Annotated in this window: 12 protein-coding genes; 7 read left to right on the top strand and 5 right to left on the bottom strand. The window is 59.3% G+C overall.

Going from position 1 to position 12,365, the window contains the following annotated elements; translation table 11 throughout:
* Positions 1-165: 165 nt before the first annotated feature.
* Positions 166-348, top strand: coding sequence for a hypothetical protein (locus tag ACMVY4_RS02610; protein ID WP_416898642.1), 183 nt, complete (start codon positions 166-168; stop codon positions 346-348).
* A gap of 138 nt (positions 349-486) precedes the next feature.
* Here the strand turns inward: ACMVY4_RS02610 and ACMVY4_RS02605 are convergent, their stop codons facing one another.
* Complete coding sequence (locus ACMVY4_RS02605; protein ID WP_416898641.1) at positions 487-807, bottom strand: hypothetical protein; 321 nt, start codon at positions 805-807, stop codon at positions 487-489.
* 175 nt (positions 808-982) lie between these two features.
* On the opposite strand from ACMVY4_RS02605, the gene ACMVY4_RS02600 reads away from it, so the two are divergent.
* Together ACMVY4_RS02600 and ACMVY4_RS02595 are read left to right on the top strand one after the other, a co-directional pair.
* Positions 983-1,186, top strand: a complete 204-nt coding sequence (locus ACMVY4_RS02600) for a hypothetical protein (RefSeq protein ID WP_416898640.1) — start codon at positions 983-985, stop codon at positions 1,184-1,186.
* Between the two features lie 886 nt (positions 1,187-2,072).
* Positions 2,073-2,540, top strand: a complete 468-nt coding sequence (locus tag ACMVY4_RS02595) for a hypothetical protein (protein WP_416898639.1) — start codon at positions 2,073-2,075, stop codon at positions 2,538-2,540.
* Positions 2,541-2,753: 213 nt separating this feature from the next.
* Here the strand turns inward: ACMVY4_RS02595 and ACMVY4_RS02590 are convergent, their stop codons facing one another.
* The 3 genes from ACMVY4_RS02590 to ACMVY4_RS02580 all read right to left on the bottom strand — a co-directional run bounded on the left by ACMVY4_RS02590 (position 2,754) and on the right by ACMVY4_RS02580 (position 5,895).
* Positions 2,754-3,197, bottom strand: a complete 444-nt coding sequence (locus ACMVY4_RS02590) for a MucR family transcriptional regulator (RefSeq protein ID WP_416898638.1) — start codon at positions 3,195-3,197, stop codon at positions 2,754-2,756.
* Positions 3,198-4,830: 1,633 nt separating this feature from the next.
* Positions 4,831-5,037: a hypothetical protein gene (locus ACMVY4_RS02585; protein WP_416898637.1), complete on the bottom strand. Its 207-nt coding sequence runs from the start codon at positions 5,035-5,037 to the stop codon at positions 4,831-4,833.
* A 39-nt stretch (positions 5,038-5,076) separates the two neighbouring features.
* On the bottom strand, positions 5,077-5,895 hold the full coding sequence (locus ACMVY4_RS02580) for a hypothetical protein (RefSeq protein ID WP_416898636.1): 819 nt from the start codon (positions 5,893-5,895) through the stop codon (positions 5,077-5,079).
* A gap of 864 nt (positions 5,896-6,759) precedes the next feature.
* On the opposite strand from ACMVY4_RS02580, the gene ACMVY4_RS02575 reads away from it, so the two are divergent.
* Both ACMVY4_RS02575 and ACMVY4_RS02570 read left to right on the top strand, forming a co-directional pair.
* A complete protein-coding gene (locus ACMVY4_RS02575) occupies positions 6,760-7,872 on the top strand; it encodes a glycosyltransferase family 4 protein (RefSeq protein ID WP_416898635.1) in 1,113 nt (370 codons plus the stop codon).
* A gap of 9 nt (positions 7,873-7,881) precedes the next feature.
* Positions 7,882-8,664 (top strand): YdcF family protein, encoded by a 783-nt coding sequence (locus ACMVY4_RS02570; RefSeq protein ID WP_416898634.1) that lies wholly within the window; start codon positions 7,882-7,884, stop codon positions 8,662-8,664.
* A gap of 2 nt (positions 8,665-8,666) precedes the next feature.
* On the opposite strand, the gene nusG is transcribed toward ACMVY4_RS02570, so the two are convergent.
* Positions 8,667-9,179 (bottom strand): transcription termination/antitermination protein NusG, encoded by a 513-nt coding sequence (gene nusG / locus ACMVY4_RS02565; protein WP_416898633.1) that lies wholly within the window; start codon positions 9,177-9,179, stop codon positions 8,667-8,669.
* A 358-nt stretch (positions 9,180-9,537) separates the two neighbouring features.
* Between nusG and ACMVY4_RS02560 the strand changes: the two genes are divergently transcribed.
* Entirely contained in the window at positions 9,538-9,912 is a 375-nt protein-coding gene (locus tag ACMVY4_RS02560; protein WP_416898632.1) for a MarR family EPS-associated transcriptional regulator, read from the top strand.
* Positions 9,913-10,161: 249 nt separating this feature from the next.
* Complete coding sequence (locus tag ACMVY4_RS02555; RefSeq protein WP_416898631.1) at positions 10,162-12,333, top strand: ABC transporter ATP-binding protein; 2,172 nt, start codon at positions 10,162-10,164, stop codon at positions 12,331-12,333.
* Positions 12,334-12,365 lie beyond the last annotated feature (32 nt).

The raw sequence follows: 12,365 nt of genomic DNA, 5'->3' as shown, positions 1-12,365 counted from the left end.
GCAAGGAAAAAGCTGCAGGTCCGAGGCATTGACCTCGTTTCGGCGCGATCATGTTCCGGCTGCTCTTTCCAAATTTTACAGCCGAGGTGTGCGGGGCGCTTCAATTTGGCTGAAATAAGGAGGATAAGTCCGTTGGCAGATCAATCTAGAATTGGGAGAAAGAAAATGGGTGTCGAGACGCTGACGGTAGCCTATGACGTGGATTTAGACTTGTTTACCCTAGCGTCTGATCGCGGGAAGACGCCGATCTCTCCCGAGACAGCAAGTGCTATTGTCCAGATGCAGGCTGCGGATAATCTTCAGCGCTTGATGGCAACAGTCGAGCGGCTGGGATTTTCGCTAGATTGAATGTTGCTGCACCAAGCAAGGGTGGCTTAACCAGAAACGTTGCAACCAATATAAGAGCTTGAATTTGCTCTTGAACGTGTTTGGAAGTCACCCTGTCGCGCGGTGATTGCTGCGCGACAGGGTGCACGGATTTTAAGGCTACTGGCTCGGGCCGGTGTGAGAAATCAGAACGCCTTCCACATCGGCACCCTCGCCGGCGCCGTTCAGCTCGCCGACAACGGTCACTTCATCGCCGACAGCAACGTCCTGGGGGACTTCGACGCCGAAGCGGTCAACGGTCAGGGCCGTATGCAGGCGGTCCTTAGGGACCATGGTGAGGCTCTCGTCGGTCTCTGCGACGACAGTGCCGGTCGTCGCGATCCAGCCACCGCCAACGATGGTCTTGTCGGCATCGGCGAAGGCCTGAGAGGCACCGATCATCAGGAGGGCGGACGTAAGTATACCAGTTGCAATCTTCATTGTACTTCTCCTTCAGGGAGGTTGTTTTTGAGCAACGGGAAGAGACATTGGGAGTTCTCGCCCGGTTTGAATGCTACCTTCTGACGCAAGCAACCCGACCGGGCTGATGTTCAAACGGCCCTGCCTCACACCCCCGGCATGGTGCAGGCATCCAGTGTCATGGCAAAACCGGGCGATGATGGAAGACCCTGAAATAAGGCGCGCTGCGTGGCTCATGGTTGAGCGCTATGGCGACGAGGCCGGGTTCGTGACCGCCGCGAGAGCCGACAAGCTGATGGATGCTGGTGATCTGGATGGCGCAGCAGTCTGGCGGCGGATATTGGAGGCGGTGGAGGAATTGCAGCGAACGGAACGGACTTCAGATGACCAGGTGAATTGATCGGTCGGTTGGTGCAACATCGAAGAATGATTCCAGATTTTGATTCAAGGCGCATCGCGTGGCAAATGCTTGAGACGTTCGATGATGGCGCTGTCTACGAAGTGTCCGCTCGGGCTATCGAGTTGATCGGTCATGGCGACAGCGACGGAGCTGCACACTGGTGGCGGGTGCTCGCTTCTCTGGTCGAGCTGCAGACGTCGGAGGCTGATGTACACGCTGCAATCAACTAGGTGTCTGAACCAGCCCATCAGGATGAGGGAGCTGTAGAATGACGGGCCGTTATTGCCAATGATCGTGGCTGACGCAGATGTTTTGGCGACCGCGCTTGACATGCACCATCGTTACGGTGGCATGGCAAGTCACGAGGCGTGCATGCTTCAGTTCGAGTATTGGGATTTGCCGGACTTGGAACAGGCTGAATTCTGGCAGTCGGTCTACAAAGTGCTTGTGCTGTTAGAGCAATCGGCCGCGGTGACGGGTTCTGTCGTTCACTAACACCCAGTCACCGGCGGTCCAGACAATGGGCTCAGTGCAAGTCAACCCTTGGACCCTGCCAATGGCCGGCGGAAGGTTGGGTCAGGGTCACGTTCGATAATAATTTCACCTCGGATGGTGAAGTGCGAAACGGGTTGATGTCTCTTTTTTAGGTATGTATTGGATCCTCTATGACGCCTGAACAATGCAGAATGGCGCGCGCAGGATTGGATATCACCACACGTGCCTTGGCGGCTGCCACAGGCGTTGGAGTGAACACAATCAATCGATTCGAGCGCGGCAACGATGTCAGACTTTCTTCCGCGAACAGGTTGCGCGATGCCCTAGTGGCCGCCGGCGCCGAGTTCTTGCCGGAGAACGGCGGCGGACCCGGCGTGAGGCTGCGGAAGAAATGATCCGCCTGCCCATTGCGGCAATCCTGACCTTTTGCCTGGCTTTGACCGCAAGGGCAGAGACACTTTCAAGGTCCCTAGACGCTGCCCAATTGGATTTGGCAGGCACGATCTCGCCGACCGACCAGTTCGTGCGCTGTGCGGGTCTTCTGCGAGCTTTGGTTGGCCTCAGAGAGTCATCCGGCGATCAGGCTGATCGTTTGGACGATGTTCGAAATCTGATAAGCGCGGCGCACTTTGTCAGTTCCGGCATCTTCAACGATCCGAAGGGGCTCTCGGAGGCCGAGGCAGATCTGGCCGCGGATGCGTTGGCCGAAGAGTATGAGTTCCGTATTCTAAGTCTTCGCGCCATGACGGGCGACCAGGAAGCGACCCCAGAAGTCGTTCGTGACGATGAATGGGCTTGTCGGTCGCGCGTGGCTGCATCAAGGCGGATCGTTGAACGAGCTGCCGAACTGAGAAAGTAGCGCGCCCGAAAGTTACCGGTCTCTCAACAAGTTGCCCCTCGGAAACAACGAGCCTCGGACGCTGATCTGCTGTGCTTGTTGACCAAACAGCGCTACGGTCTCCGGTTTGGAGCTGCGCAACCGGCAACAGCGCTACCGTGGTGGCTGAGTTTTAGGACAAACCAGTCGTCAGATATCAGGGCAATCTGTCCGCAAGCGGCACTGGAAGTGGACCTATTGCGTGCCTTGAGGCTTCGATGACTTGCGCCCGAGACCGATCGATTTCGCCATTTCGGCGCGTTTCCTAGCATAGTTGGGCGCGATCATGGGGTAATCAGCGGGCAGATTCCACTTCGCGCGGTACGTCTCGGGCGTCAGGTCGAAATGAGTTCGTAGATAGCGCTTCAGCATCTTCAGTTTCCTGCCGTCCTCGAGGCAGATCAGATAGTCCGGTGTGATCGAGCGCTTGATGCTGACAGCCGGCTCCTGTGACTCGTCGACGACGGCGTCACCGGGAGAGGTGGCTTGTTGCAACGCGTTGTGCACCCGGCGTATCAGGTCCGGCAGGTCCTTCACAGGGAGCGCGTTGTGTCCGACATAAGCCGCGACGATCTCTGATGTCAGCATTCTAAGATCCAGAGGCCCTGCTGCAAATTTGGGGGCGCCGTTCTCGTCCATTGGGGCTCATTCTCTCTAAGGGCGCGATGCGAATCGCATTGTCACCGGGCATCGGCGGTTGTCATGTCACCTCGCGATCCGGCTGTCGATAGCGACTCTATGCATGACACCCCTTCCCGCTAACGCCGCCTCACATCATTTCGGTCAAGAGGCCAACACCTGCCCTGCTGCCGGGGCTACGACCGGAACCCTGGAAGTGTGGTCTCGGCCTCGCCCGCCTTGTTCCAGGCCAATGCTTCGTTCACCGACCAGAAGGTGCAATTCGCGATACGGGGGTGCGGACAGAATGGGCGCGCCGCGACCGCTCTTGCCCCGGATGGTGGCGATGGCGCTCCTGTTTTCGACTGCTCCCTTGCCTTATGCCAATGCATGGCCCCTCGATTCCTTGAGGTCGAACCGAGTTCAAGCTTTCGACCGAAATTGAAGTTTCGTTGAGGTCCGCACTTTTCTATACGTCATCCAAAAAATTTGTAATAGCGTACGGATTTTTTTAAATAACGACTCAATTTTTCCAAATTCAGAAATCTATTTATTCAGAAGCGAATGGGACACATTGAAGTGCGCCAGAGACATCTTGGCCAGATGCGCGATATTCTTCGATGATCTCGGCGCGAAGTTCGGCGCAGCCTTGGAGAGTTTCGGCCCGCAGCCCCGTATCCCAGATGGTGTTTGCATTCAGAAACACCACAATGAGCGCCCAATTCAACCACATCTCCCATGTCCTTGCCCGCATGGCACGAGAGCCATCAGGCTTGAGCCACGGAATGAGGAGTCAATGCGTTCGCCTCGATCCGGACACCGCGCCGCCCGGGTTGCTGGAGGGCATGGGCGGCGCGGTGCTTTGGCTGGACAGATCGAAAATCCATCGTCGATGGCTAGAGTGCGAGAGAACGGATTCAATGTCCAGTGGTGCATTTCACGCGGGTCCATGTCGGGGCCAGACGCGCACCTGACAGCGGGCTGCGGTTGATTGCTGTTCACTTTGAGCGGGATAGCTCTGCCCGTTCGTTCCGGTTCGCCGATTATTGATGAAACCAGATGCAACCTTGTGTAGACAGGGCTGATCGTGCGAGCGACGGTTGCCGCAAGCGATTGTCGGAGCGGCTCGTCGATCTTTTTCGCCAATTCGTGGCGTCATCTGGATGAGCAATACACGCCTCAATGCCGGGAAAGGTGTCGCCGGCCGATCGCTCTCAGAACTGCGGTCCGCACGAAGATGGGTCCGCACCTGGAACGTAGTCGTTCGTCCCGGCGGACCCGGGACGTTTCAGGTAGCCGATACGCATTGGCGACTGATACCGGGCCGCCGTTGGCGAGGCGGTGGTTTGACCAAGGCGCCTGTTCTCGTCCGGCTTGATTTGATGTTCTAGGCTGATCGGACGATGGGGCAACGCGGAATGGCCGGCATCAATCCGTTCAGGCCACGTCGAGAACACATCGCCTCCGGGGCTTTGCGAACTGTCGGGACACAGCTTCTGCCGCAAACCTGTCAATCGCCCTGCAAAGGTCAAACTCACGCGCGCGGCGGCCGAGGCCGGAGGCGACAAATCAGGGTCTCTATGGCCGGTTCCCATGAAATATCGTTCGGCCGCCATGTTGTTCTGCGCCTGAACCACCCGGGACCGCCGTCTTCCTAGATCTTCGGGCGCGACTTTTCGATATCCGCCGACAGTTCATCCAACAGGCTGTGGACCTCATCGTCTTCCAGAATGCCCTTGGCGTGGAGCAGCAGCGCCATGTTGCCAAGAAATCGAACCATGACGGCATCTTTTTCTGACGACAGTGATATCCATTCTTTGATGATGGCATCCAGTTCATTCTTGGTAATGTACTCGCTCAAGGTGTTCTCCGATCATTTGCCGGCAATGGAGTGTGAATTCTAGGTCTCATAGATCAAGTCAAAATACGACAACAAGGCTTTCTCCCAGGCGCGTCTCTTTTCCAGCTCCCAATTGTCACCCGCCGGGATCTTGGAAATCAGGACAGCAATTCCAGCATCACGGCCATGACTCTGAAAGACCTCAATGGTCGCCTTCTCAAAGGAGAGATCTGGTGGCGTCTCGATGTTCTGAACCTCGATGTTCTGAACCAAGGGGGCGGCTGCTGTTTTTGGGATGTGAACGTAACCGCCACGTGGAACGAAGATGTTGGCGATCTGTGCCGAGCGAATTAAAGCGATTCGCGCCTTATGCGCCGATTTTTCACTCAACCCGAGGCGTGTGAATAATTCGTTCTGCTCGGGAATCGTATTGGGGTAGGCTTGCTTTGAGCATATCTGTACAAACTTGCAATAGAGTTCGACGTTAAAGAAAGCTTTTCTTTTCAATTCGATATTATCCATGTCCTCATGGATGGCTTCGCCCAGGTCGGTACGATTGAAGATCCCGTTGTCACTGTCGACCAGGCCAAACAGTTTGGCACTCGCAATCTTGAGCTTCAGGGTGCCATCGACTTTGCGATGACCGCTCATGATTGCGAATTGCTCGAGCGAAATACCCACTCTATCTGGTGGCGGCGCGGCCCTGCATATATTGATGGCCATGCGAAGGTCGTGATACGGGAATTTCACAGCATGTTCCTCGGAATTTGTCGTTTCTGTCCACAATATTGATGTAAAAACAAGAATGCAGCGCGTCGATTCCGGGTTCGTGTGCCTGATTGATCGTTTTATTCGCTGCAGGTCCGCCGTGGTGGCCACTTGAAGGTCTGACAAAAATGAACCAATCGATGATCCGGCGCTGCGCGTGTGAAAGATCGGGCGCTCAGAGATGAAAGGCCTGCCTGTCGACTTTGCAGCACGCTGCTAGAACGATGAAGCAAGGCGCGTGCGTAAGTAGGCCGATTTCGGCAGCGTCATTTCCAACAAGCGTCCCGTCTGCCCAACATCGAATCCCGCCAGCCTCAGCGGCCAGTTGATTGTCGATCTGCCCACCAGGCTGCAACTCCCAAAAAAATCGCGCAATGACGCTTCCAGCGCCCAATCCGGGCCGACCTGGCGCGTCGTTCAACCTCATGTCCAACGCGTCCGGCGCGCAAGGGTGCGGCTCGACGATACACGATCTGCCGGGAGGGCGCATGCCGTCCCGCGGCATACCTGATTTCCGCCACCGGAGACCGCGCGGCCGGCTGGCTCTGCCGTGAGCGCTCAAACGAGGCTAGGACAAGCATGGTTGCGCGTCGGAGCGGATCGTCGGTTTGGCCAGGGGAACCGGCCACCTCTGCGCTCAGAGGTCGACAAATGAGGCGATGGTGCCGCCAGCGGCTGGCGTGGATCAGCAAACTGAGCGTGTCTGCGCGTTCCATGGACCTTTGCCGCCCACAAGCGAGTGCCGGGCAGCCGTCGCCATGCCATTGCGCTCCGAACGGGCGATCGCCGAGGCATTATGCCCGGCTCGCAAGCCCTTCGATATCGCCTTTCATGCTGTCCGGATCTGCGGGATCGCATGGAGCATCATGGCGACCGGCGGCGCGCCCGTCACATCCGTTCACGTATCGGGATTCCAATCGCTGTGCGGGCTCGGTAGAAGGATAACGGTTCAGGCAGGCGGGCCCGGGTGATTCAATGCATGTGATGATGACGGTCAATGCGGCCTGGAACATCTGGAATTTTCGCCGACCGCTGATTATCCAGCTTCTGGCAGATGGCCATCAAGTGACCGTCGCCGCACCACGGGACGATAGTGTTGCGGAACTCAAGGCTCTCGGTTGTACGTTCATTCCCTTCGACATGAAACCGGCCGGGCTCAACCCCCTCGACGGCATAGGTCTGGCGATACGATACAGGCGTCTTTTTCGAACGCAGCGTCCCGATATCATTCTGAGCTATACCATCAAGAGCAACATCTTCGGCGCGATGGCAGCGCGCATCTCCCGGATTCCGTTCCTTCCCAATGTAACCGGGTTGGGCACGGCGTTCCTGGCGGGCGGCCTGGTTCAATCCATCGCCGAACGGCTCTATCGCGTCGCCTTCAGGAATCTGCCCATCATCTTCTTCCAGAACGTCGATGATCGAGCGCTCTTTCTCGCGCGGGGTCTCGTCGCCGAGGGCCAGGGCAGGCTGTTGCCCGGTTCGGGTATCAATCTCGCGCGGTTTTCCGACGACCACTATCCGGAGGCCGATGATGGGATCGTCTTCCTGATGATCGCGCGCCTGCTGAAGGACAAGGGAGTCATTGAGTTCGTTGAGGCGGCGCGGATGGTCGGCGCGCGTCACCGTGACGTTCGGTTTCAATTACTGGGGGCGGTGGGATCGGACAATCGGACGGCGATTGGCCGCGAGACGGTATCGGCATGGGTCGCCGAGGGGGTGGTCGAGTATCTGGGCACGACAGCGGATGTTCGCCCCTGCATTGCCAGGGCGCATTGTATCGTACTCCCCTCATACCGCGAGGGGGCGCCCCGGACACTGATTGAGGCGGCGGCCATGTCGCGGCCGCTGATTGCGACGGATGTTCCGGGATGCCGCGCGGTGGTCGATCATGGCGAATTGGGCCTGCTTTGCCCGGCACGCGATGTTGCCGGTCTGGCGGCAGCCTTTGCGACTTTCATGGCCCTGCCTCATGAGGCGCGGCGCGCGATGGGCAAGGCCGGGCGGGCGAAAATGGTAGCCGAGTTCGACGAGGCCGTCGTGGTGTCTGCCTACCAGGAGGCGATCGCCGAATTGACAGCTTCATAGGGGCTCCAAATGGAATCGGTTCTTCGTCTGCTGTCGGACCTGGTCGGGGTGTTGATCCGGATCGATACCTTTATTGTTCTGCTGCAACTCAGCCTGGTCGTGGCGCTGCTGAGGGATTGGCATCGGATGACCCGGGCCCTGGCCATAATGTCCCTTGCAACCTTGCTGGCACTTTCTTTTGTCCCTGTCGGCGAGTTCCTGCTTCGGCCCCTGGAGAGGGCGTATCCGCCGGCACCGCATCTCGATCGGTTGGACGGCATTATTGTCCTCGGCGGCGGGGAAGATATCGACGCCTCATCCTATTGGAATCAGCCGCAACTGAATGCGGGCGGCGAGCGCATCCTGGCCGCGCTCGCCCTCGCAAGGGAGTTTCCCCGGGCACAAATTCTTCTGACCGGCGGCGGGCAGGGCGCTGACACCGATGGCCGGGCCCGGCTGACGGAATCCGATGTGTCGGCCCGGATCCTCCTCGCCAATGGCATCGAGGCGGGGCGGATCCTCCAGGACCGTCAGGCGCACAACACGTCCGAGAACGCGCGGTTCAGCAAGCACGTGGGAGGCCCCGGTTCCGAAGAGGTCTGGGTGCTTGTCACCAGCGCCTTCCATATGTCGCGGGCGATGCAGAGTTTCGAGGCCGCGGGGTGGAGCGGGCTGATCCCATTTCCGGTCGATTTCCGTTCACGCGCCCTTGCCGATGCGATCCGTTGGGACCCCGCGGGCCATATCCAGACACTCAACACGGCGGTGAAGGCATGGGTCGGGCTGGCCGCCTACCGTCTGTTGGGACGATAGGATCACACCGTGCGAAGCTTGTCCGCATCGACGGTCATGCGTGTCCTCCGCCCCATCAGATCCAAAAGGACGAAGACGCGATTGTCCGGCGCCAGTCTCTCGACCGTACCGACGAACTCGGCGAACGGTCCCCTGGCGATTTTCACCGAATCGCCCGGGCTCCAGGGCGCGGCCGGACGGAAGGTGCCGTCCGCGGTGCAGCGGGCGCGCAACCCGTCCACGAGCGCGTTCGGTACCGGCGCGGGGCTCTTGCCGAAGCTGACCAGCCGGGCGATACCGAGCGTCGAATTCACTTTCCGCCAAAGGCCATGCTCGGGATCAAAGGCGATAAAGATATAGCCGGGAAACAACGGGCGCAGGGCGTTGACGAATCGACCTCGCCGGCGGCGCGTGGCTTCTTCCATCGGGAGAAACGACGGAAAACCCTGCCGGCTGAGGTTGCGCTCGGCAATATGGTGACCGTTGGGCTTCACCTGGGCCAGAAACCAGAGCGCGCCGTCTTCGAGCTCGATCATGTCGCTGTCCTCGCATCAATGATCCCGGCCCCGATGCCGGATGTCATACACGGCGTGCGGGCGTCGTGGAACCAAATTGTTCAAAATTGAACGGAATGCCGCGTCGAAAGGCCCGGATGTTCGGCGGGGGCGCCGCTTTGCGGAGAGGGCAGGCCCGATCCAGTGTTCCTCGCCGTGACGTTGTTCCGACGCGTTCCAGGCCTTGCCCGAATCGATGCATGTCGTTAATGTTCAAAGTTGAACATGCCGTTCATGACAATCATCGCGACAATATCTCTTCCTCGGAGGTGGGTCAAAGTCACCTCCGGTGCGGTAGCTTGCCCGAATTCTGCGGCCCGGGCCTGACGGAAAAAACGCATTGCCCGGACGCCAGGAGGAGCTTCAGGAGGATGTCCGGTTCAGGATCCTTCGCCTGCTGGAAGACAATCCGGAACTCAGCCAGCGCGAACTGGCGGACGCCCTTAACGTCAGCCTGGGCGGCGTCAATTATTGCCTAAAGGCGTTGCTCGACAAGGGCCTGGTCAAGCTTGGCAATTTTTCCGCCTCGCGCGACAAGCGTCGCTACGCCTATGTCCTGACACGCAAGGGCATCGCCGAGAAGGCGGCTCTGACCGGACGGTTCCTGAAGCGGAAGATGGCCGAATACGAGGCACTCAAGACGGAGATCGAAGCGCTCCAGGCGGAAATGGCCGGCCGGGACGAGACGCCAATGCCGCGGGTGAAACGGTCATGAGTGAAGCGCTTGCGGTGGCGCCGCGCGGTGTGTGTTCGGGACCTGCGCGCCATTCGATGACGGGGCGTGGCTTGTGGGCAGATGACGGGATTGAAGCCATGCACGCCCCCATGTCCGATTTGTGGCGTTATCGGGCATTCAGCCGACATGACGAAACTGCTGAAGCACCTGAACGACACCAGCATCGCCGGTTCGTCTGAGATAGCCGCTGATTGTTGATGCTCTCTCGTCGAGTTTCGATGGACGACCGTGAAGTGGTATGATTTCAAGGACTTGCTCGACAGGTCGATCGGCTTTCCGACAGATGTGCTTCATGCGCCTGTCGGCCTCCTCCTCTACCTGGCCACGGCGCTTTTCCTGCGACGGTTTCGGTGGGGGCCCGCCTGGGCGCTCCTGCCGCTCTTCCTTCTGCAGGCGCTCAATGAGGTACTCGATGCGCGGGACTGGTGGCGGTGGACCGGCACGGTCTCCTGGGTGGAGGCGGCGGGCGATACACTTGCGACGATGGTTCTGCCGATCGCGATCGCGGCCTTTTGGATGCATCGGCGTCGGGGGCGTCAGCTGATCGACCTGGCGACATGGAAAAAGGCATGGGCGCTCCTCGACGCGCGAGAGCGGCGCAATGCCTGGATTGTGCTGGGTATCGTGATTCTGGCGGCGCTCTCTTCCGCGGCGATGGTGGGGTCGGTCCTCCCCTTCCTCTCTGTGCTGGCGGATCCGGAGCGGATACGGTCGATGCCGGCGCTCGGGTGGGCATACGAGACCGGTGGATTCTCCAGTGATTATGGCTTTCTTGTCGCGCTGGGATTGGCCTCGCTCGCGGTGATCGTCCTGGCGAATGTCCTGCAGATGTTCCGGACCTGGGCCGTCGCGCGGTTCACGCTCATGCGGATCTATACGCTCAGCCACCGGTTGCTTGCCGCCTATCTGAGGCAGCCCTACGAGTATTTCCTGAACCATCACACCGGCGAGATGAGCACACAGATCCTCTCGGAAAGCCAGGAAGCCGTGAACCAGTTCTTTCGGCCAGCCGGCGAAGTGATGGCGTCGATGCTGACGATCCTGGCGGTCGTCACACTGCTCCTCTGGATCAATCCGGTCGTCGCCATTCTGGCTTTCGTCATTCTGGGGGGGCTCTATGGCGGCACATTCCTCCTGAGCCGCCGTCTCATCGCACGCATGGGCAAGGACCGCGCGGCCGCCAACAGGGAGCGTTTTCGGCTCGCCAATGAAGCGCTCGCCGGGGTCAAGGACATCAAGCTTCTCGGTCGCGAGGTCGCCTATATCGATCGCTACCGGGCGCCGGCTCACCACATGGCGCGCTCAATCGTCTCGGTCCAGGTCCTCGGCGAGATGCCGCAATATGTCATGCAGGCCGTCGGCTTCGGCGGCGTCATCCTGCTATGCCTCCTCCTGCTTGACCCGCAGGCGCTTTCGTCAGGCGCTGCCCTGGGCGGTATCCTGCCACTCATCGGTGTGTTCGCTTTTGCCGGCCAGCGCCTCCTTCCCGAGCTTTCCCGACTGTACAGGGGGCTCACGCTTCTCAATGCCGGCGGCGCGGCTGTCGATGCTGTCCATCGCGATCTGACGGGCATGTCCTCCGGTCAGGCACTGCTCCGCGATCCCCCGGCGCCCCTCGGCTTGAAGCGGGAACTTCGGCTGGATCATTTGAGCTATCGCTACCCCGATGCCGAACGCGCCGGCCTCCGCGACGTATCGCTGATGATCCGGGCCGGTGAGAGGATCGGTGTCGTCGGCACCACCGGCGCCGGAAAAACAACACTCGCAGACATCATCCTCGGCCTGCTTCGTCCGGGGGAGGGGCATCTGATTGCGGATGGTATCGAGATCACGGATGAAAATCTCCGCGCCTGGCAGCAGACCGTCGGCTACGTGCCGCAGGACATCTACCTGACCGATTCAAGCATTGCCGAGAATATTGCCCTCGGTCTGAAGCGCGACGAGATCGATGAGGCGCGCTTGCGACGCGCCGCGCAAATGGCACGGATCGACCAGTTCGTCACGACTGACCTCCCGGCCGGATACGATACCGTTGTTGGAGAGAGAGGTGTCCGCCTTTCCGGGGGGCAGCGGCAGCGGATCGGCATTGCGCGGGCCCTCTATCACGATGCGGAGCTCATTGTCTTCGACGAGGCGACGAGCGCGCTCGACAATATGACCGAGCGGGAGGTCATGGCGGCAATCGAGGCACTGCAGGGCGATACGACAATCCTCCTGATTGCCCACCGGCTGAGCACAGTCAGGTACGCTGACAGGCTGATCTATCTTCAGAATGGCCGGTGCGCCGGATTTGGAAGCTGGGACGAACTCGTATGTTCAAATCATGCCTTCAGACATATGGTCGAAAATGCAAGCAGTAGCGGCCAATCGACTTCGCTGGCCTTGGCCCCGGACATATGACAGAAGGTCTTCGTCTTTCGTGAAGTTCGATC

The sequence above is a fragment of the Minwuia sp. genome (genome assembly GCF_048007105.1).
GTDB lineage: Bacteria > Pseudomonadota > Alphaproteobacteria > Minwuiales > Minwuiaceae > Minwuia.
The sequence above is the reverse complement of the archived record's forward strand: the minus strand, read 5'-3'. Positions and strand labels throughout refer to the sequence as shown.